The organism is Motilimonas eburnea, assembly GCF_021295345.1.
Lineage (GTDB): Bacteria > Pseudomonadota > Gammaproteobacteria > Enterobacterales > CBDFNC01 > Motilimonas > Motilimonas eburnea.
The window spans coordinates 1-20731 of the sequence record NZ_JAIMJB010000009.1; the positions used below are offsets into that span (position 1 = coordinate 1).

Genomic DNA, 20731 nt, shown 5'->3' on the forward strand with positions numbered 1-20731 from the left:
CTGAAAATACAGTTAGTTCAACTTAAAATATGATTTTCTTGGAAAATGAAAGATTAGCTCATAAAAGATCCATGGTGAATAAATTACCAACAATTAGACCTTACAATTAATGTTAGATCTCGCCCTGGTGCCTAACTAAGAACGCATAAAGTAAGAAACGTAGATCAAGTTAGTTATGCCGAGAAGCTGAAATAGTGCCCCAGCATATCCATAGATAAGGGCAGTGATATGACGTTTGATATTAAATGCAATAATTATGTTGCTGATAACAAATGTTAAGACTAAAAAAAGTCCAAATCCTTGAGATAAATCGGTTTGAAGAAAGAAAAATGGTAAAAAAAATGACAGCGAGGTTAATACTGACAGAGCGCAAGTGCATATCACCCTTTTTTCCTTCGTTCGACCAAAAGTGCCATTGAGTAATACGCATAAATAAAATAACCCTAGGAAAGTGTATAGGGGGCTGAGAATTATAACTAATAGGTACCCCAAAAAATAATCCCATGCAAGGTCATAGAAAAGGGTCAAATAAAGAAAAGCGACACTAAATTGCAGCCAAATGGATAAGATAAGCCAAAACGGGTGCTCGATGTCATTAAAAAACCATTTGATCCCGTCTAAGATTTTTCGAATCACCCAAGAGGTGGGATAGCTAAATGGGGTGTGAAGATTCAAACCTATGCCATCGGGTATCTGCTTGTGGCAATCTTCATAGACTTTATTAGAGCCGCACCAGCAGCGGTATCCCTTCATTTTATTGTGCTCATTGTAGATAAGGTGAGAAGGGGCTTATTGGACATGAACAATGCAAAATAATCAAGTTTATATCAAATCGCGCGGCGTTGACGATGCCGATGTTATTGCCTTATCAAAGCAGTGCTTTGCTGAGCTTCGCCAGATATACCGGCCAACGCAGCAAGCCAAGCAGAATAAAGCGGCTAGCTCGAGGGAATGGACTTGTTTTGGTTATCATAAGGATGGCCAGTTAGTTGGGGTGATTGAAACTCTGTGTCTGGATGGTGAAATTCATATTCGTGGCTTAGGGGTGGCAAGGGAGGCTCGGCGACAGGGCGTGGCAAGAAGTTTAGTTGATTTCGTTACTAGCCATTATGTTAATGCTCACCTTGCTAGCTTATGGTGCGTTGAGCAAACCGGAAATACAGCCGTATTTCAAGCGCTTGGATTTAGGGCAGTGCAGTGGGTTGAGTCTGAGCTTTGTATCTTGGTAGAGGGTTCAAAAGCAACAGAAATACAGCTGACATTAGCACTTTGAAGCGCTTCTTCGCGGTTTAAAAACCGCTCCCACATAAAGCAGAGCTCCCACTGGAATGAAACATCGGTGGGAGGCGAGCTTGCTCGGCGAATTTTGGTGAGACAGTGTGTGATGGCAGGTTTAAAAACTGCTCCCACAGAAAACCGCTCCGACAAGCACCTAACGATTCTCAAGGCGATTGTAATCCAGTAACCCTGCAGCGATGGGATCATCAAGGTGCATTTGCTTCAGTACACGGTCGCTAAAGCGCCAAAAGTCTGGCTCGGAGCGCCTGATACCAAAGTTATCCAGCCATTGGCTGTAATCATCCGCTGATGAGATGGCCTGCAATTGTTCTACTAAAGCAGGAAGCTGCTCGTTATCAGCTTGGATAAACACATTGGGGTAATCACCAATCACGCCGCGCACCACGGTTAAGGTGTCTTCTTCGGGTAAGCGATTACTGGCATCGCGTAGCAAACTTGACATATTGCTGTAAGCCGAATTTTTCAACAAGGTATATAAACGGGTTTCATCACCTTGTTGCACCGCCAATAGGGTGACTTCAGCGAGTTGATTAACGGCGATGCTGGGGATGTGCTGCAAACGTGACAAGGCAGAGGTTTCGGCCACAGGCTCGCCAGCCATACCGAGTTGATACGTATTGGTTAATGACTCACCTAGGCGCTGGTGGAGTAAATCATAAAGCTCCAGTTTTGGGTCTTGGCTTTGATAGACGATGGCGCTTGGTGCTTTAAATTGGCTCTGTTCACTATTTAAGTAATTGCGAATATCGCGCCCTGCATTGCGATACCAAAAGTCACGCTCGTTTTTACGCGCTTCAGGTGGCAATAGTGCAAGGAAGTTAAATTCGCTTTCTAAACGTAGAAAGTCCATATAAAGACGGGTATTGAGTTGATGGCCGACATTGCCATAAATATCAAAACCGGCGACCAGTAAATAATGGATCCGCTCTAAGATCGGATAATCAATTAGCCATGCTGTTTTGGGGGGGTGGCCCACGAGCCCTTTTACCACGGAAGCATTGTCAAAATGGCGAAACACGGTTAAGGCGGCATTGGGATTGCTTTGTTCACCATCCCATACCAAATTGAGATTTAACTGGTAGCCGCCGGCAAACGCCTGATCTAACGCTCGTTGTTTGGCTTTGAGATACTGTTTTTGTGCCCGCGAGTAACTCACCCAGTTGGTTAAGATGCCGGCATTGCTGGCCGATTCAGCGGGGATGCGTAGATGCTCTTTTTGCTGGGCTAAAAAAGCACTTAGCCCTTCACTTTGTTCCCAATCCCCTTCAGAAAAGAACACCCAAAAATGATCGTTAATCACATTAAGGGCCATTTGACCACGGCATACCGGCCCTTTGATAAAGGCCATAATGGTGTTTTGCGCTGTCATGCGCATAAAGTGATATCGGGCGGCAACGGGCAGTTGTTCAAAGGCGATAAAGGGATTAGCCGCCACATCAGCAGCGTAACTTGGCAATTTGGTCACGCGATAATCGGTGCGGTAGAACAAATTATTCAGCTGCGTCATCCGCTCATTGGACAAAGCGTAGGGCATATGGGTTTTAGCCAAGATCGTCTCACGCTCTTGTTGCAGCCGGTAGTAAACCCGTTCGACTTGCGGGTCGTCATAGGGGCGCAAGGTGCTGATGCGTTTTATGGCTTGCCCCGGCGGGGTAGATGAGCGCACTAAGGTAAAGAACAAGGGCTGGGTATCTGTGTGGGTCAGATCTGCAAAATACAGGTGCGATAGATATAAATGCTCAAAGATATAACGCGCGACAAGCTGAGATTTTAAACTGTCGCGGTTTAGCCAGCGCTCCCACTGATCAATTTGCTGGATCACATCTTGGGGTAAATCAGGCAGTGGGGCCATTTTAGCACCGCCTTTTAACCAGTTGGTCAAGGTTTGCATTTCATTGGCGTTGATGGCCGGCAAGCCGTAGGGCATGCCAGCAAGGGGGTTATTGCGGGCAAAGGTATCGTATTGTTCAATGGCGCTGCATTCCTGTTTGCGATCCAGTGAAAAATCAAAGGCGTCGGCATGCTCACGGGTATCAATCAAAGGGTGCTGCTGTTTTAACGCCAGAGCTCGATATATCAAGCTAGCTTGTAGATTAACCGACTCGTCTTGACGGTGTTCATTTAGCACGGGGTAAAAGCCCATTTCTCGCCACTGCGCTGTCGTATTGGCGTCTTCATATAGTCGGGTAGGTTGGGCTGCCAATAATCGGGTGCCACTGAATACACGCTCTTTGGTCATGCCGCGATCGATGGCTTCGGGTGAGGTGAACTTAAGCTGACACGGCGCATCGTAACAGCCGTGGCAAACCACACAACGTTGATTAAGTAAGGGCTGAACTTGTTGATGAAAAATGTCGGCTTCCGGCACGGAATTGGCCACCAACCGTGATTGCACTGAGCTTGGCCCATATAAATTAGCGAAGTGGCTTTTGGCGAAACTAGAACAACCTGTTAGCAATAAAGCGAGCAGTATCGTAAAAAAGACACGTAAGGGCATGAAAAACCTCTAAAGGATAAATATGAGCGTACGACAATGGCCTTCAGGCAACGATTAAGGGCGTTGGTCCAGTAGCACAAGTATGAATTCAATTGCGGCAAAATAAAATTAAAGAATGCGGAAGGCAAACATGAATCAGCTTTGCTGGGACGTTTTTTGAACAACTCATTAGGTTAACACAGGAGTGGAACACGCTTGTTTTTTAAAAAAATGTGAACAAACGTATAAAAAGCTTCACATTCGAACGGCATAGTAGCCCAGTGATTGGCGCTATTGTGGTGAAAGTAACTACTATATGATTCCCTTAAGTGTGAGTCAGCTGCCAACTGCTTTTTATTACTACAAGGAAATTAAGTATGTCGTTCAATTTTAAACATGGGCTTGTGGCTAGCGCATTATTGTTAGCATTAACTGGGTGTAACAGCGATAACAATGCAACGGATTCATCGGATGGCGAAACGCCGGTAGTGGTGGCACCGAATACCTGTGAAGGGGTGCCTTGTACCAAATTTACCATTTTACATACTAACGACAACCACGGTCGCTTTTGGCACAACAGCAGTGGTGAATATGGTATGGCCGCTCGTAAAGCCTTGATTGACCGTTTACGCAGCGAAATTGAAGCTAACGGCAGTCAATCTTTATTGCTTTCAGGCGGTGATATCAACACGGGCGTGCCTGAATCAGATTTATTAGATGCCAAACCTGATTTTATCGGCATGAACGCGATTGGCTATGACGCCATGGCAGTAGGTAACCACGAATTTGACAACCCATTATCGGTTTTAGATATGCAGCGTGAATTGGCTGAGTTTCCTATGCTAGCAGCCAACATATACAAAGCAGATGGCACGCGCTATTTTGAACCCTACCAAGTTTTTGAAGTTAACGGCTTAAAAGTGGCTGTGATTGGTTTAACCACCAAAGACACGGCTAAAATAGGTAACCCCGAATTTATTAGTGAACTGACCTTTACCGATCCACAAACAGAAATTGCTAAAGTGATAGCCGAAATTAAAGAGGCCAACGCGGCGGATTTGATTTTTGCGGCAACGCACATGGGCCACTATGTCAACGGTCAATATGGCAGTAATGCGCCGGGTGATGTGTCATTGGCTCGTTCACTAGAGCCGGGCCTATTGAACGGTATTATTGGTGGTCACTCGCAAAATCCAGTGTGTATGGAGCCTGGCTCGGATGACTACGCCGATTTTAAACCTGGCGGAGCCTGTGCACCCGATGAGCAAAATGGCGCGTTTATCATGCAAGCTCACGAATGGGGTAAATACGTTGGCCGAGCGGATTTTGAAGTGATTGAAGGCGAGCTCAAGCTGGCGCGTTATGAGTTGATCCCCGTTAACTTAAAGAAAACCTTGACCGATGAAAGCGGTGAAGCACAACGTGACGAAAAAGGGGAAAAGATCAAAGTGTTTGTGGGTGATGAGATCACGCCAGATGCCGAGCTACAAGCAACCTTACAAGCCTATCAAAACGAAGGCCAAGAAAAGTTAAATGAAGTGATAGCAACGACCGACGCACTGCTTGATGGTGAGCGTGGTAATGTGCGCTTTATGCAGACCAACCTTGGCCGTTTGATCGCAACGGCGCAAGCGCAGCAAGTCAATGCTGATATTGGGGTAATGAACTCAGGCGGTGTGCGTGCATCCATTGAAGAGGGTAATATCTCTTATCGCGACGTATTAACCGTTCAACCATTTGGTAATACCATCACTCTAAGCACCATGACAGGTAAAGAAATCAGTGATTACTTAGGTGTGGTCGCCAGCATGCAGCGTGATTCGGGTGCTTATGCGCAAATTGTGGGCGTGAAGATGAGTGTTGACTGTGTGGCGAAAACCGTTGACATCAGCGAAATCAATGGCAAAACCTACAGTGCAACTGATACCTATACCTTCAGCGTACCTAGCTATAATGCGGCCGGTGGTGACGGTTATCCAACCTTAGACCCAGTGCAAAGTGGTTATGTGGATGCCGATGTGCTGTATTCCTACTTCAAGAATAAGGGCGCGATCGTAGCGTCTGATTATGCACCAACGGGTGATATTGTTTATTTAAACTCTAACAGCCCAATGGGATGTAGCGTGACGCAATAATCATGATGCTAATCTAATACCGATGGCCTAACTCTGCCATTCGTTAGCAACACTTAACATAATGGCAATCGCTGCGCGTGTTTATCCCAAGCAAGGTGATTGCCGTTTTCTGAGTCAAATTTTCACCCTTTTTAGTTCATCTTCAGCAATCGAGTTAAGCAACTTCTATAATTGAACCGTTCAGATCCCTTTCGGCATGATTGAGAGTGCTTATGTTAAAGTCATTATTTTTGTTTTTTACCTTGCTACTCACCAGCCCTTGTTGGGCCAATTCAAAGTTATACACCATTATGACGGAAGATTTCTTCCCCTTTGGTTATTACGATAACCAAGGCGAACTGGTTGGCGTGGCGGTCGAAATTGTCGAGCAAATTATGCCTGCATTAGGCATTGAACAGGAGATCCGCGTGTTGCCATGGGCAAGAGCCGTGCGCGATCTTGATTCACATGCTGATCATGTGTTGTTTGCCATGGCGCGAACGCCCGCCAGAGAAGATAAATACCAATGGGTAGGGCCGATTTTAACTGACCGTGTGGTGCTGTTTAAGCGCCGCAGTGATGAAACGGAATACACCAGCATAGCGCAGGCGAAAGCGGCGAGCTCGATTACGGTGACGCGTGATTATCCGGAACATCAATTTTTAACATCTCAGGGTTTTGACAACCTAAAAGTGGTGACATCGCCAGACATGATGATCAGTTTTTTAATGGCTCAACGCACCCCGTTGATTGTTGGCGGTGGTGCTGTGGTGGCCGACATGGCAAAACACGCAGGTTTTAACCCTTATCACATAGAAATGACCAATATCGAGCTGTTTAGTGTTGACCTTTACATTGCGATGTCAAAAGGCACGCCAGAGCGCGAAGTAAAACGTTGGCAGCAAGCTTTAGATGATTTTAAAGCCAAACCTGACTATCGCTCATTGTTAGTGAAATACTTTTTTATCGCTGAATAAGGCTTCACTGATCTTGGCCGTTAGGTTGCGTATTATATGGCACTGATGCACTATGATATCTTTTTATTATCAAAGGGTAAGCATTTATGGCAGCAACACTGATCTCACCAAGGTTAATACTCAGGCAGTGGCAACACAGTGATCTTGCGCCATTTGCTAACATGAGCGGTGATCCTGAGGTGATGCGCTATTTTCCCTGCTGCTTAGATCGTGAGCAAAGTGATGCCTTAGCTGAAAAAGCACGTGGTTTAATTGAGCAAAACGGCTGGGGTTTTTGGGCGGTTGAGCTAAAGCAAACGGGTGAGTTTATCGGCTTGGTGGGACTGCACCAGCAAACAGAGGGATTTCCTAATGCCCCTTTTATTGAGGTCGGCTGGCGTATTGCAAGGCCCCATTGGCGTAAAGGTTATGCCAGTGAAGCTGCTCGAGCGGCCATCGATTTTGCCTTTGAACACTTAGCTCAGCCAAAGATCTTTGCGTTTACTGCCTTAACCAATCATCCTTCGCAGCAGGTGATGCTTAACTTGGGCATGTCCAATACAGGGCAAGATTTTATGCATCCGAAAATGGCGCCCGATCATCCATTAGCACCCCATTGTCTGTACGTCATCGAAAAAGAGGCTTGGCTCGCCAAGGCAAACAGATCCTGTTAATCCATGGCATGCTTTGGTGGGTCATTATTGTTTTAACATGGCTTCCTGCGCTTTACTTTCTGGGGTGGTAAAGTCTTGGTGTAATGGTGGAAGTCCATGAAGCTTAAATATGGCATCCATTTCACCTGATTTTCGCATATTAAAAAAAGCGGCATTGATTTGTTCATAAAACTCAGCTGCCGGTGAGTTAATCGGAATCGAGCTATATCGCCCAGCGAGAAGCGTGATACGAAAATCCGCAAGCGTTGCCCCAGGAATGGCAAGCAGGCGTTCCTTAAATTCAATATTGTCAGAAAGTACGATAGCCAGATCGACCCGACCAATTTCAAGCATTTGAAGAAGCTGTTCATAGGAATTCACGGATAACTTAAGTAAGTTATTCGCATCATTGTAGAGGGGGGCATAAAAACTACCACGTCGTTGCCCAATCACATGGCCTTGTAAATCTGAGAAGTGTTGGACTTTAATTTGCTTTCCGGGCGCCACAACAAACAAGACTTCGCGCTTTCGATATCCCATCAAAATAGGGAGAAGAAATTTGGCGCGCTCTTCATTCATCGAATGGCGAGGCAAAAAGTCGACTAATCCGTGTTCTGCCATTTTCTGGGTACGCTTCCAAGGCACCACTGTCCATTTTACGGTATGGCCTGCGATAGCTAAGGCCTGAACAATGGCGTCGTGGACCGGGCCACTCACTGTCTGGCTCTCCACTATCATGGCGGGAGGACGGCTCCTAAAATGGCCATTAAGCTCATAGGCGGAAACTGACATTGCAATCGCATAGAACCCTAATATGATGATAAAATTTCGCAAGATTTATCTCCTTCGATGACAGTGCTTGTTAAGGAGAATGGCCCCAAGCATTCGAAGTTAGCAACACGTTATTCAATTCTAGTTTAAGATTGGCAAAGGATGGGGGTGAAATATCATTTGCCTTTGCAAGGCGTCAATTGCTAAAGGTGAGTGAGCAAGATAAAATTAAGCCTTTACCTTGTTGGTTGCCAGTGACAGCGCTATTACCTAAATACTTTATTCTTGGTTTGCCCAGAACCGCCACGACGAGCGTCTGTCTCGCTACCTTATCTTTAGGTTTTCGAACCGCTCATACTGCTTATGTCAACCGGGCATTTGAACACGCTAACGTGATCGCCGATACCCCCGTTTTTGCTGATTACGCCCAGTTAGATACACACTTCCCTGGGGCTAAGTTTATTTATTTAAACCGCGCACGCGAGACGTGGATACCCTCGATTAGGCAGTTATTACTGCGCATGTTTGACAATTTGACCAGTGAAAGTGGTGGTTTCAATCCTGTGATCAAACGCTGTTATCATGAAATATTTGCCCCCATTGAGCGTGAAACCATTATGTGCGACGAGCACTTATGGCACTGTTATCTAAGGCATCAACAACAAGTGCTTAACTATTTTAGTGAACGTCCAGAAGACCTGTTAATGATTGAAGTGGGTCAACCGGGTAGTTATCAAGCCCTTTACGACTTTATGAGACCCTGTCATGCCGCGGATCGAGCGGGTGATTTTGTTAGGGTTAATCAAGGTGGCAAGGTAACCGCTTGGAAGCAAATTAAGCACCCATTGAAAGTAGAATCGACCCATCAAGGTCGCGTAGAAACCTTGTTTTATCAAAAGGGGCGCTAGATCGGGCCCTCAATTAAAGGTATTCGTGCGCAAACAGACTAACAGAGTCAGGCAAGGTTGCCTTAGGTCCACCTAGCCAGTTAAAATCTCGCTTTTTTAAGCCACTGGCCTTTCTATGTTTGAACTAAAATACCACACCCCGTTTACTTGGACACAAGCCGTACTCGCTGACTTTGATGCTTTTTTGCAAGATCACGCCGCAGCAGAAAAAAAAGCCGCGGGCATGGCGATGGCCATGTTATCTCATTATCCAGATCGCAAAACCTTAGTGCGTGCCATGGCGGATTTAGCCATTGAAGAGATGATCCATTTCAAGCAAGTAGTTAAGTTGCTGCAAGGGCGTGATGTCAATTTGGCCAAAGATGAAAAAGACCCCTATATAAAAGCGGTTAGAGCCCTGTTTCGAAATGGCAGCGACGCTTTCTTCATGGACAGATTACTTGTTGCAGGGGTAATAGAAGCCCGCGGCCATGAGCGTTTTTCACTGGTGGCGCAGGCTTTGCCCGAAGGCAAAGAGAAAGATTTTTACGTGACGATTGCCAAGTCAGAAGAAAAACATAAGAACTTATTTATCGAGCTGGCTTATGAATATTTTGATAAAGTCGAAGTAGATGAGCGTCTGGAGCAAATATTAGTGGCTGAAGCCGAGATTTGTAGCCAATTGCCATTTCGTGCTGCCTTACACTAAGCCCCACGCCAGCGACAAGCAGGCACCCTAGGTGCCTAACCTAACTGCAGTGTGTTGACCTGACCAAATAGAGCGAAAGCCAACTGACACGCATTGGAGGTGGTAACATTTTCAATGCACTCCTGACTTCAATTTTCAGTGTTTTTCATAGACTCTTTCATTTTATGAAGTCCATTTACACCGAGTCTTACGCCAGAAAACGCACTTAAAACAAAGTTCAAGCCATTGTTAATGTCGGTTTAATCATTTAGAGTGGCTGAACTAACCCGTGGCTTTGAGTAAGTCGGTTTCAGTTACGCTAAGTAGGCTCTTTTATGCAAGATAAAATAAACAATGACCTGTCGGATAATGCTGCTTCAGCGATTGCTGATTTGAAAGCTGCATTTAACCCGGCTGATAAAGTCGGCTCGTCAGTTCAATCAACGGCTAACCCACATTCTTCATCACATCCTAGTGCACCTGTGCATAGGCCATCACAACACCACAATCGCAAGCGAGGTGATGAGCAAAGTAATCCCATTTATAGCCTGCTACTTGACCCCGATCTAACCTTGATTGAAAAGCAACATGCCATGGCAAAAATGTTGACGTTTAGCTCTGCTCAAGATGTGAGTCAAGGATACCTAGACGATTTCAAGCAGTTTAATCTGCTGTTACAACAAGAGCATAAACAAGTCGCACAAAAAATAACGGCGATAAGTGATATTGATATTTTCTCTGAGTTAAACAGTGTCTACGACGAAACCTTCACGGCGTTAACTTCCTTTGAAGCTAAGGTAAAGGAGCTAACCGATATTGTCGACGCGATCCATGTGCTACGAAACGAGGGTATAACCTATGATGTGCTCAGAGAAATAGCCAAAGACAAAGAAGCCGATTTCAACTTGGCTTCGAAGAGAACAGCCCAAGAGCAAGCCCATGAAAGTTTAAAGCATACGATCAAAGACAAAACGCGTGAAATTGCCTTGTTAGAGCAGGATCTCACTTTGTTTGGCTTTGGTGTGCTCTCTCGTGCCTCTCGAGAGAAAATAGCCTTACTCAAACTTGACCTAGTTGAGCATAACGAAGAATTAGCTTTATTAGTTGAACAAATGGCCCAGATCCCAACAGAAGCTGTTAAAGCGACACAGTTTGCTGACTATACAGAACAAAAAGCAAAATTAAGAGAATTATTAGAGTTATCCCCATTGCAACACAAAGCGCGCCAGAAAGCCGTTGTCAATGCAGCCCAAGATTTCATTCAAAAAAGTGAGTTGAGAATAAATCGCATAGCTCAGCATATGGAAACCTTAAGTGAGCAAATTGCGCAATTAAATAAAGCGAATTTGCAGATGTGTCAGTTTTACACCATAGTGAGTGAGGCGGCGAGGAACGCTGAGAAACAAAATAAAAGCCTATACCTCGGCCTGCAAGCAGCACCCTCGTTAGAAAGTGACGATGAGCGCAATGAGCGAGAACGCCGTATGCATCATTTAAAGCAACACATTAATCTACTTAGTGACTCAGTTCGATATGCCAACGAGGTTGTGGCCGAACTGACTCATCTAGGGGACAGCATTCAGTCGATGAAAGCCAACAGTGAAGCGCAAATGGCGCGTACACACCAATTGCATAACTCAAGTAAATTGGGTATCGCTGGTTTAGCTGGCCAGCTTACATCAGTTGTACAGGCTGTGTCGTTGGCCGCATTAGGGGAGGCTTCTGATCTCGCACGTATATCACTGGAGCAAATGCAGCAAGTGACTGTCGCAATAAGTGAACAAGCGGGCGTACGTCAGGCGTTACTAACACCAAAAGTAGATAAAGCCGAGCCTGACTTATCTTATGCGTTCGCGCTCAAGGAGCAAAATGAAAAAGTGGAGCTAGATGACGCGTTGCTTGGCTCGACAAAAGGCTTATTAGAGCGCACCGACTCATTGACGAAAGAATATTAAGCATATTTGGCCATTACCATTGCCTTGGCACATAACGTTAGCCCGTCAACATTTGAGGATATCAAGATGGATCAAGAAAAGGCTTATCTGATTATTGATACTTTAGCGAACGGTATCGACCCCGTCACAGGGGAATGTTTCCCTGAAAATTCGCCCTACAACCACCCCGATGTCATACGGGCGCTTTTTTACCTTCTTCGCAACCAACCGACACACAAAAAGCAAAAAAAATCCCTTGAAGAAAAGCAACAAGAGAATGTGGCAAAAGGGTTACCAAAAAATTATGGTTTACCTTGGTCAGACGAAGCCATCGAGTACGTTATCAGTCAATATAATGCTAATATCGCAATTGATTGCATTGCCCAAGAGGTAGCAAGAAAGCCAAGTTCAATCATTGGTTTATTAAAAAAGAAAGAGGTTATCACTGAAGAGCAAGCTTTTTCTATGGGATTGCGTTATCAGACGAAAGCGGGCCGTGGATGAAACAAGCCCCCACCATTTTCTTAGGTACTGACGTTACGAAACAATCAATATAACGTCGTAAATCAGGAAATCAAAAGCCATGCAACTGACACTCAACCACCTAACGATTAGGCCGTTTACCCTCAATGATGTCGATGACGTGGCAGAGTACATGACCGATGCCAAAGCGACGTATTTCCTCGCCGAAGGTTGCTTGAGTAAAGAGGCGGTGATCCGTTTTGTGACCGAAACAAAGCAAGCGTTTGCTATCTTACATCAAGGCAGCAAAAGGTGGTGGGTCATATCGAGTTTTCCCCTTGGTTTGGTGATCATACTTATGAGATTGGCTGGATCATCCATCCTGAATTTCAAGGTCAAGGTATCGCCTATGAAGCGGCTTCGGCGGCATTGGCTTATGGCTTTGAAACGCTAAACCTTCACCGAGTGGTGGCCACCGCTCAACCCGACAATCCTGCCTCTTATCGCCTGATGGAAAAATTGGGCATGATCAGAGAAGGGCACTTTCGACAATGTATTCCAAGGCCAAATGGCCAATGGTGGGACGAATACTTTTATTCAATGTTGGCCTCTGATTACCAACGGCATATTACTTGCGCCCCAAGTAAGGTGTAACAGGCATAATAGGCTCATTTATAGCGGGGCTAGCCAGTAGGTTTAACCAAGGCCATTGGTCAATCCCCGTTAAGTCCCAATTATCTTTAAACCTTGTAAGTAGTTAAAAAAGTAAAATTAACATCATTGTTAATATCCTAACTATCAGTTAGTATCGATCTATTGATATTTGTTTGATGTCAACATGCGAAGGTCGTTTATTTATCGCCCCATTAAAGGCGCGTTAATCAGTGCGATCTCTTTCTCATTTTTGATTTCAGCTTTGCTGACTAGGATACATAATGTCGTCTAATGCACGTAGTAAGAAAAAATCATCTAATTCAATCAATCAAGTCATAGAGCAGGCGGTTAAAACGTCAAAACGGCGTTCAACCAGTGCTTCAGCTCAAACCAAAGAGCAACACCAAAGCAGCGAAAAGTTTGCGAATATTCAAAGCAATACGTTTTACGGTATTGTGCTTGACCCAAGCTTGACGCCGGCCGATAAGAAAAATGCAGTCACCCAAGCATTAACGTTTACCAATAACAAAGACGATGCCAAAGAAAAGTTAGAAGAATTTAACCAGTTTAAAGAATTCTTGCAGCATGAACGTAAACGCATGGCGCAAGAGATCATCACGCTGACAGATACGGGGGCCTTCTCTGAATTGAAAAATGTTTATGATGAAATAAACAATGCCCTTATTTCGTTTGAAACCAAAATTACTCCGTTAACCGACATTGTTGATGCGGTTTATACCTTACGTATGAACGGTGTGACCTTTGATGTATTTAGAGAAATCGCAGAAGACAAAGAAGCAGAAGCCGAACTGGCGTTACTTCGCGCGCAGCAACAGCAAGATTTAGAAGCCTTAACCAAAATCTTAAAAGAAAAGAAAAATCAAATAGCCATACTTGGGCAAGATAAATCTTGGTTTGGCTTTGGTGATGTTACCCGCGCCTCAAGAGAAAAAATTGCGGTACTTGAGCTAGAAATAGAAGGCCATAAGGATGAATTATCAAAACTGACCCAGGCCATAGCCGAAACGCCGGAGCGCCCGCAGAGCCAGTCGAACCTCGTTGAATATGCCGAGCAAAAGGCAAAATTACGTGAGCTATTGGATATCTCCTCAACCGAGCATAAAGACAGACAAAAAGAGTTAGTGACCGCGGCGCAAGACTTTATAAAAACCACTGAGGTGAGAGTGGGTAAAGTGTCTGAGCATTTTGACATGATGAATGATCAAATTGACAACCTAAATGAAGCCAACTTTAGCATGCGCGAGATTTACGCCATCATTAATGATGCGACGAAGGAAGCCGATAAAGAAAACGAAACATTACGTGACACCTTGCAACCCGATGATCCTAATGAAGGCGACATTGAGCGAATGACGCGTGAACGCCACAAACGCGATCTGGAAAACCACATTAAAGCCTTGGGCAGCTCAGCGGTGGACACCACCACGGTACTGGCTGAGTTGACTAGCTCAGGTCATCGCATCAAATCCATGCAAGATGCAAACGATCAACAGATTTCTCGTACCCGCCAGCTACACAGCTCAGGCGTTGCGGGCGTGGCTGATCAACTTAGCACTGTGCTGCAAGCCGTATCCTCAGCGGCATTGGGCGAATCATCAGAAATGGCCCGCATGTCCCTAGAGCGCATGCAACAAACCACCACAGCCTTAGGCCAAAAAGAGGTGATCCGCGTTGCACTGGGTACTCAAGAGCAAAACAGCGAACTAAGCAAAGCCCTAGAGGATTTAGAGCAATACGGCCAAGTGATTGAAACCGCAACCAGTATTACTCGAGATGGTTTATTGGAAACAAAAGATTTATTAAGTCGACTAGAAAATACCGCAAAAGATGTTCAAGCCAGCGTACAAGAGTCCATTTCTGTTGCAGCTGATGTGACGTCTGGAAAATACGAAGATGAGCAAAAAACGAAGCAACCTCAAAAGCAAGCCGAGGCCAGTCCGTTTGGTTTTTAATATCCAACGCTAAATCCATAGCCCCAACTGGGGCTATTTTTATGTCTATTTTTCCAGAGATGACTGAACAGGTAACCTATGTCACAAGATAATTTTCTGATCCGTGGTCGCGATAAATTAGCGCAATATCCAGACTTTCAACTCGTTGGCCGAGACAAAGAGCTAAAGCAACTCGCTGGCGTGTTAATGCGCAAACAAGCCAATAGCGTGTTACTCGTCGGCACTGGTGGGGTAGGCTGCTCGGCCCTTTGCTTGGGTCTACAAGCCAGTAAAAACGACCCACATGCTTCTTTTGATATCATAAACAAACGCATCTTTTGGTTAGATACCGATGGCTTGTTTGCCTCAGGTGATCCAAACGCAATGAATGAGCAATATCAAAAATTGCTGCGCACCTTAAGCCGCTCAAGAGAATCGATTTTGATCATCGAAGATGCGAGAGATTTCATTGAAGCCGCGCGCAATAACGGTTGTACTAACTTTATTAATGCCTTAGTGCGTGAAATTCGCATGAACAAGTTTCAGGTGATTTTTGAAACGCGCGATGAAGATCTCGAAGTGGTGCTAAAGTGCCATTCTGACATGCGTGAATATTACACCATGCTGGATATCAAAGAGCCGCCACATGGCTCCTTAACCGAGATCATTAGCGTGACTAGTAAACGGTTAGAGCAGCATCATAAAATTAGCATTAGCCAAGAAGCCATTGATACAGCAATTGACTTAACGAATAAATACCGCGTTCGTGAAATGAGTTTAAGCCGAGCCCAACCCGAGCGCAGTTTAAACCTATTGGATCGCGCATTAACGTCTTATCGCCAGCGGGCTCATGCCGAGCCAGCTAAACTAACGCAATTAAATTATCAGTTGAGCTTAATCGAGCTGGCGATTGCCGGCGATGAAAACAGTGATTTTTTGCATATACCGGCTGAGCAGCTTTTGAGCAAGAAAGCAGAGCTGGCGCAAGCTATCACGCAGCAGCAAGCGCAATGGCATGATATCCAGCAACAAATGCGCAAATGCTATAAAAATCAGCGTGACGGCGAAGAAGGGTTAATTGAGCTAGAAGATTCGCTGAATAAGCAACAAGCATTAGAGCAACAAAAAGACACGGCCAAACCCGAGCCTGAAACCGTTGAGCAATTTCGTGGTTTTTCGGCTTCCCTCGCGGCGGGATTTGAATCGGAGGCCATCAGCAAGATCCGCACAGAAATTGCGCAAATGGAGGCATACGTTAAAGAAAATCGGCTTAAATTTGATCAGCTGACCAGCCAAGTGAATGCCGAACTTTGTTTGGATGTGGAGAGTGTGCTGGCCGAATTCAGTGCCATTTCGGGGATTGCAACCGACAAACTTAATCAAGATGAGCGCAGTAAATTACTGAAAATACAATCGGTACTCAGCGCTAGGGTGTTTGGACAAGATCATGCGGTGGCGCAATTGGCCGATGCGGTGCGCGTGGCGCGCGTTGGCTTAAAAGATCCTGAAAAGCCGCAAGCTTCATTTATGTTTTTAGGGCCATCGGGTACAGGTAAAACGGAATTAGCTAAAGCCTTGGCCGCGGCCTTGTTTGATGATGAGCGAGCCCTGCTGCGCTTTGACATGTCTGAGTACATGGAAAAACATGGCGTTGCCAAATTGATCGGTGCGCCTCCGGGGTACGAAGGCTATGAAGCGGGTGGGATCTTGACTAATTCCATGCGAGCGAACCCTAGGGTTATTGTATTATTTGACGAGATTGAAAAAGCGCACCCGGATGTATTTAACGTCTTGCTACAAGTACTGGATGACGGTCGACTCACCGATAACCGCGGGTTAACGGTGTCATTCAGTGATGCCATCATTTTGATGACAACCAACATAGGGCAGCCCCATTTCCTTGACCAAAATCTGAGCTTTGATCAAGCGGTCGCGGAAACCATGAAAGAGCTAGATCAGGTGTATCGCCCCGAGTTTTTAAACCGCTTTAACGGCCGAGAAAACATCGTCTGCTTTAATCGCTTGGATTTAGCTGTGGTTGAAAAGATAGCCCGTCGTGAAATTGATAAGCTCAACCATCAAATTAAAGCCAGTGGCAAAAAAATCATTATTAATGTCAGTGATCAGACCTTGGCCGATATTTGTAAAGATATTTATGTCCCAGCCATTGGCGCGCGCGGCCTGCCTGGTTACATCACCACACGGATCAAACCTGCGGTGGCTAACACCTTACTGCAGACCCCACATGCTCAAGGTGAAATGGTGATTAATTATGATCCATCGGCAAAACAATTAGCGATTTCAGCGCCGCTTAGCCAAGCAACAGTGCAGCCGGCATAGCCAAGAGGGAGCCCTAAACCATGATGGAGCACAATAATGAGCCAAGGGTAAATCGTTCAGAACTATCCCAATCTGAGCTGTTAAAACAGGCCCAGCACGCCTTAGCTGAGCATGCTGTTGCCGATAAATCGGCGTCGGCAAAACAATCCATTTTGGTTAAAACCCTGACCCTTATGGTCAGGGTGATCAGTAAGGTTTGGTATGTGATAACGCGAACCGTTGCCTGGCTTAATTACCTGCTTAGTAGCCGAAATCCTGTGCTTTATGGCATCAAAATCGGGGCAATTTGGTTAGCTTATGTTCCGGATAGTCAATATCCGGGTGAGCTGACCTTTTGTGCCCGTCGTTTGGGGAAAAACAGTGCGTGGATTGGCGCACTAGGTTTGGCTGTGTATATCGCTATCACAGCGGCTTACTTTTATGGCACCCAGTTTGAGGAGCTGGTTTACACCACAGGCAAGCAAGAGATAGTCGCAGGGGAGCAGTATCAATTTACAGGTTGTACCTCGCTACCTTGCAGTACACAAGCCGACAATGGTAAATACTATAAAGTAGAGTCGAGCCATTTTTTGCCTGCCCTGTATTATCCTGAAGAAGATGTTTACGCTAATATCCCGCAACAAGACGGTGCCTGCTTAGTAAAGGGTTACGGCTTTTATTTCAGAAGCTTACGCTCACTTTACAAGTACTTTCAATGGTATCAAAAAGCCTTTGATGTCTCGTGTCGCCCTTATACCGAAGCGGAAAAGCAATTGGCGATTGGCTCGGGCGAAATACAAAAGGTGAAAGCCTGACTTATTCTCCCAGCGAATGCTTATACGAGTTAAAGGGGGGTTACCCAGACAATCATAACAGGCTTGGTAAAAGGATATTTTACACAAGCCTGATCTTATAAATTGATATGCTGGTCCCTTTGGTACTTAGCAGAAACCGCTATATCCATTATTTTATAGGCGATTCAAACCCTTTAGGTTTAAGCGCCACTAAAGAGCAATTAATGGACTGTAAAATGTTTTCTGCCGTATTACCTATTACTAAGCCAAAGATTCCAGTACGGGCAAGGGTGCCCATCACGAGCACATCGATGTGCTGTTTCGCGACGGCATCCGGTATCATGTCATCGGGTCGGCCATGTAAATAATGGACCTCAAAGTCATCGCTGATGTCGGATTTTTCAATGATTTCTTCTAACTGATTTTGATGGCGTTGTTGCACCCTTTGCTCTTCGGCAGCGAGTTGCTCGGTATCGATATCTAGCCGCGCGTGATCGGCTAAATAACTTTGAGATAAGTATTCCCAGCAAGTGAATATTTGCAGTGGGTGCTCAGTGGTATCGGCAATCGACTTTGCAATTTCAAGTAAGCGAAGGGCAAGATAATATTGTTTGTCGTCGGTCACGTTTGGGTCGAGTGCCACAGCCACTTTCTGTTGCTTTTTGGGCCGAGAAGTGGGGCGGTGTAACCAGATAGGGCAAGGACATTTTCTCAGTAATGTCATGTCGATGGCTTTAAAACCCAGTTTTGACTTGCCCACTGGCTCGGCCTCTTTGATAAGCAAATCATGGTGATGCTCAATGACGGATTTTATAATGCCAACGGCGGGCTGTTCGTGATGGAGAATAGACAATGGAAAAGGTGGTTGCGTCGGCGAAACGCCTAAGCGGCTTCGAAGCTCTTCGATATGAATGTGTATGGCACCTAGCAGTGATTCTTGGTAGCGCGTTTGGTAATGTTTCAGATCTTGCGGAAATGGCGGACACGCAATAAGACCATTTACAGTAACTTGATTACTGACCGCTAGTTCAAAAGCTTGATCTAAAGCTTGGGTATAGCCGGGCATACCCTGAGTGGCAAATAAGATATTGGCAAAGTTCTTCATGTTTACCTCGGCATCACGAAAATGGGCATGTTGATACCTTAAATGTAGTTCCCAGATTGAACATTTACGAATTCAGCGTCGACTCACTTAGCCCTTATGCATTGGTCAACATACCGGGCTAAATGTTTGTTGATTGGCCTGACTTATTCATGACTTTGTTAGATAAAGGGTGTAGGCTGAACTTTCTATGTTAAATAAGGAGTTATCATGAGCGATCAAGGTTACGTCCCGCCTAAGGTATGGGTTAATAACAGTGAAGGCGGCAACAAATGGGCCAATATCAACAGCCCTGAATCGGGTGCGAGATTTGAACGTGATCTGCCCGTGGGTGAGCATCCTTTGCAGCTATATTCACTGGGTACCCCCAATGGCCAAAAAGTCACCATTTTACTAGAGGAGCTGTTAGCCTTAGGGATCAAAGAAGCCGAGTACGATGCCTTTCTTATCAATATCGGCGATTCGGATCAGTTCTCCTCTGGCTTTGTTGGCGTTAATCCCAACTCAAAAATTCCAGCCTTAGTTGATAGATCGGGCGAACAAGCCGTTAATGTATTTGAATCGGCCTCTATTTTAGTCCACTTAGCAGAGCGTTTTGGGCATTTTTTACCTGCGAGCGGCCCCGAGCGCACCCAAACATTTAACTGGCTATTTTGGGCGCAAGGCTCGGCGCCATTTTTAGGCGGCGGCTTTGGTCATTTCTATGCCTATGCCGATGAGAAACAAGAATACCCGATCAATCGCTTTGCCATGGAAGCAAAACGCCAATTGGATGTGTTAGACAAACAACTGGCCAAGCATACCTATGTGGCCGGAGAAGAATACAGCATCGCCGATATGGCCATTTGGCCTTGGTATGGCAACTTGGCGCTGGGTAAGCTGTACGATGCAGCGGAGTTTTTACAAGTGGACAGTTATCAAAACGTGCAGCGCTGGGCTAAGCAAATAGCTGCTCGCCCTGCGGTGCAACGTGGTCGCATAGTCAATCGCACCTTTGGTGAGGTTTGGGAGCAGCTAGCCGAGCGCCATCATAGTGAAGATATCGACAAGGTGTTGGCGCTAGCGCCTTAGCTTACCTTGTGGGTACTTTTTGTGGGAGCACCAGTCATGGTGCGATTTGCTCTTAGCATTTATCGCTGCATGACTGCAGCTCCCACAAGTTCAAAACCGTACTCAAGCCCCTGTGAGAGGCGAACTCGCACAATGATAATAATCACATAAGTAAAAAGGATTAACTTGATGTTTAAACTATTATTCACTGCGATACTTGGTTGCTTTATTGCCTTCAGTGTCGGGTCTTGGGGATGGTCAAAATACAAGACTGCAACATTAGCTGTGGAAGATTTAACCTTATTGGGAACAGTGCTCACTGACGTATCAAAAGATTGGCAGTTATCTTCTTTACAAGGGCATCTAACCAATACAGGTGCGGAGCTGAATAAGGACGCTCACCAAACGATGCTTAAGCAAGCAGCTTATCTCGGTGAATTTAACCAATGTACCCTAAATCAACTCGCGTCGGGCGATGACATCACACTAGATGAAGGCATGATTGGCGGCCAATGCCAATTTGAACATGGTGAAGCTTATGTGTTGGCCCAAGTTGATCGCCATGTTGTTCCTACGCGCCTTACATTATTAATGATCCAGCCGAAGTTGAACTAAATCAG

17 protein-coding genes and 1 pseudogene are annotated in these 20731 nt (G+C 45.4%); 14 read left to right on the forward strand and 4 right to left on the reverse strand.

Annotation, left to right across the window (positions count from 1 at the left end; all coding sequences use genetic code 11):
• Nucleotides 1-135: 135 nt before the first annotated feature.
• Complete coding sequence (locus tag K6Y21_RS21460; protein ID WP_432757989.1) at nucleotides 136-753, reverse strand: SEC-C metal-binding domain-containing protein; 618 nt, start codon at nucleotides 751-753, stop codon at nucleotides 136-138.
• Between the two features lie 52 nt (nucleotides 754-805).
• On the opposite strand from K6Y21_RS21460, the gene K6Y21_RS10440 reads away from it, so the two are divergent.
• The gene (locus tag K6Y21_RS10440) at nucleotides 806-1273 is read left to right on the forward strand and encodes a GNAT family N-acetyltransferase (protein WP_233071787.1); all 468 of its coding nucleotides are present in this window, start codon (nucleotides 806-808) and stop codon (nucleotides 1271-1273) included.
• A gap of 159 nt (nucleotides 1274-1432) precedes the next feature.
• Here K6Y21_RS10440 and K6Y21_RS10445 read toward each other — a convergent pair whose 3' ends face one another.
• Nucleotides 1433-3694 carry a fatty acid cis/trans isomerase gene (locus K6Y21_RS10445; RefSeq protein ID WP_233071788.1) on the reverse strand — a complete coding sequence of 754 codons (2262 nt, stop codon included), beginning with the start codon at nucleotides 3692-3694 and terminating at the stop codon, nucleotides 1433-1435.
• A gap of 458 nt (nucleotides 3695-4152) precedes the next feature.
• On the opposite strand from K6Y21_RS10445, the gene ushA reads away from it, so the two are divergent.
• From ushA to K6Y21_RS10460, 3 genes are all read left to right on the forward strand, one after another.
• A complete protein-coding gene (gene ushA, locus K6Y21_RS10450) occupies nucleotides 4153-5910 on the forward strand; it encodes a bifunctional UDP-sugar hydrolase/5'-nucleotidase UshA (RefSeq protein WP_233071789.1) in 1758 nt (585 codons plus the stop codon).
• A 212-nt stretch (nucleotides 5911-6122) separates the two neighbouring features.
• Nucleotides 6123-6866, forward strand: a complete 744-nt coding sequence (locus K6Y21_RS10455) for a substrate-binding periplasmic protein (protein ID WP_233071790.1) — start codon at nucleotides 6123-6125, stop codon at nucleotides 6864-6866.
• Between the two features lie 86 nt (nucleotides 6867-6952).
• Nucleotides 6953-7519: a GNAT family N-acetyltransferase gene (locus tag K6Y21_RS10460; protein ID WP_233071791.1), complete on the forward strand. Its 567-nt coding sequence runs from the start codon at nucleotides 6953-6955 to the stop codon at nucleotides 7517-7519.
• A 24-nt stretch (nucleotides 7520-7543) separates the two neighbouring features.
• On the opposite strand, the gene K6Y21_RS10465 is transcribed toward K6Y21_RS10460, so the two are convergent.
• Nucleotides 7544-8332 (reverse strand): substrate-binding periplasmic protein, encoded by a 789-nt coding sequence (locus tag K6Y21_RS10465; protein WP_233071792.1) that lies wholly within the window; start codon nucleotides 8330-8332, stop codon nucleotides 7544-7546.
• Nucleotides 8333-8478: 146 nt separating this feature from the next.
• On the opposite strand from K6Y21_RS10465, the gene K6Y21_RS10470 reads away from it, so the two are divergent.
• From K6Y21_RS10470 to K6Y21_RS10505, 8 genes and pseudogenes are all read left to right on the forward strand, one after another.
• On the forward strand, nucleotides 8479-9177 hold the full coding sequence (locus tag K6Y21_RS10470; protein WP_233071924.1) for a sulfotransferase: 699 nt from the start codon (nucleotides 8479-8481) through the stop codon (nucleotides 9175-9177).
• 115 nt (nucleotides 9178-9292) lie between these two features.
• On the forward strand, nucleotides 9293-9865 hold the full coding sequence (locus tag K6Y21_RS10475; RefSeq protein WP_233071793.1) for a MiaE family protein: 573 nt from the start codon (nucleotides 9293-9295) through the stop codon (nucleotides 9863-9865).
• Nucleotides 9866-10179: 314 nt separating this feature from the next.
• Nucleotides 10180-11799, forward strand: a complete 1620-nt coding sequence (locus K6Y21_RS10480; RefSeq protein WP_233071794.1) for a hypothetical protein — start codon at nucleotides 10180-10182, stop codon at nucleotides 11797-11799.
• Nucleotides 11800-11865: 66 nt separating this feature from the next.
• Nucleotides 11866-12282: a hypothetical protein gene (locus tag K6Y21_RS10485; RefSeq protein WP_233071795.1), complete on the forward strand. Its 417-nt coding sequence runs from the start codon at nucleotides 11866-11868 to the stop codon at nucleotides 12280-12282.
• 240 nt (nucleotides 12283-12522) lie between these two features.
• Nucleotides 12523-12894, forward strand: a pseudogene (locus K6Y21_RS10490) (GNAT family N-acetyltransferase); the annotation flags it as partial.
• 281 nt (nucleotides 12895-13175) lie between these two features.
• Nucleotides 13176-14867: a coiled-coil domain-containing protein gene (locus tag K6Y21_RS10495; protein WP_233071797.1), complete on the forward strand. Its 1692-nt coding sequence runs from the start codon at nucleotides 13176-13178 to the stop codon at nucleotides 14865-14867.
• Between the two features lie 78 nt (nucleotides 14868-14945).
• A complete protein-coding gene (locus K6Y21_RS10500) occupies nucleotides 14946-17186 on the forward strand; it encodes an AAA family ATPase (RefSeq protein WP_233071798.1) in 2241 nt (746 codons plus the stop codon).
• Nucleotides 17187-17206: 20 nt separating this feature from the next.
• Nucleotides 17207-17980, forward strand: a complete 774-nt coding sequence (locus K6Y21_RS10505) for a hypothetical protein (protein WP_233071799.1) — start codon at nucleotides 17207-17209, stop codon at nucleotides 17978-17980.
• Nucleotides 17981-18128: 148 nt separating this feature from the next.
• On the opposite strand, the gene K6Y21_RS10510 is transcribed toward K6Y21_RS10505, so the two are convergent.
• Nucleotides 18129-19064, reverse strand: coding sequence for a universal stress protein (locus K6Y21_RS10510; protein ID WP_233071800.1), 936 nt, complete (start codon nucleotides 19062-19064; stop codon nucleotides 18129-18131).
• Nucleotides 19065-19271: 207 nt separating this feature from the next.
• Here K6Y21_RS10510 and yghU point away from each other — a divergent pair, with 207 nt between their 5' ends.
• Both yghU and K6Y21_RS10520 read left to right on the forward strand, forming a co-directional pair.
• Nucleotides 19272-20132: a glutathione-dependent disulfide-bond oxidoreductase gene (gene yghU / locus K6Y21_RS10515; RefSeq protein ID WP_233071801.1), complete on the forward strand. Its 861-nt coding sequence runs from the start codon at nucleotides 19272-19274 to the stop codon at nucleotides 20130-20132.
• A 168-nt stretch (nucleotides 20133-20300) separates the two neighbouring features.
• A complete protein-coding gene (locus K6Y21_RS10520) occupies nucleotides 20301-20726 on the forward strand; it encodes a hypothetical protein (protein WP_233071802.1) in 426 nt (141 codons plus the stop codon).
• Nucleotides 20727-20731: the final 5 nt, after the last annotated feature.

Bases quoted from the DNA above. Each gene is read 5' to 3' on its own strand.
- yghU (WP_233071801.1), top strand. From the start codon at position 19,272: ATGAGCGATCAAGGTTACGTCCCGCCTAAGGTATGGGTTAATAACAGT.
- K6Y21_RS21460 (WP_432757989.1), bottom strand. From the start codon at position 753: ATGAAGGGATACCGCTGCTGGTGCGGCTCTAATAAAGTCTATGAAGAT.
- K6Y21_RS10480 (WP_233071794.1), top strand. From the start codon at position 10,180: ATGCAAGATAAAATAAACAATGACCTGTCGGATAATGCTGCTTCAGCG.
- ushA (WP_233071789.1), top strand. From the start codon at position 4,153: ATGTCGTTCAATTTTAAACATGGGCTTGTGGCTAGCGCATTATTGTTA.
- K6Y21_RS10520 (WP_233071802.1), top strand. From the start codon at position 20,301: ATGTTTAAACTATTATTCACTGCGATACTTGGTTGCTTTATTGCCTTC.
- K6Y21_RS10505 (WP_233071799.1), top strand. From the start codon at position 17,207: ATGATGGAGCACAATAATGAGCCAAGGGTAAATCGTTCAGAACTATCC.
- K6Y21_RS10500 (WP_233071798.1), top strand. From the start codon at position 14,946: ATGTCACAAGATAATTTTCTGATCCGTGGTCGCGATAAATTAGCGCAA.
- K6Y21_RS10485 (WP_233071795.1), top strand. From the start codon at position 11,866: ATGGATCAAGAAAAGGCTTATCTGATTATTGATACTTTAGCGAACGGT.
- K6Y21_RS10460 (WP_233071791.1), top strand. From the start codon at position 6,953: ATGGCAGCAACACTGATCTCACCAAGGTTAATACTCAGGCAGTGGCAA.
- K6Y21_RS10510 (WP_233071800.1), bottom strand. From the start codon at position 19,064: ATGAAGAACTTTGCCAATATCTTATTTGCCACTCAGGGTATGCCCGGC.
- K6Y21_RS10440 (WP_233071787.1), top strand. From the start codon at position 806: ATGCAAAATAATCAAGTTTATATCAAATCGCGCGGCGTTGACGATGCC.
- K6Y21_RS10495 (WP_233071797.1), top strand. From the start codon at position 13,176: ATGTCGTCTAATGCACGTAGTAAGAAAAAATCATCTAATTCAATCAAT.
- K6Y21_RS10455 (WP_233071790.1), top strand. From the start codon at position 6,123: ATGTTAAAGTCATTATTTTTGTTTTTTACCTTGCTACTCACCAGCCCT.
- K6Y21_RS10475 (WP_233071793.1), top strand. From the start codon at position 9,293: ATGTTTGAACTAAAATACCACACCCCGTTTACTTGGACACAAGCCGTA.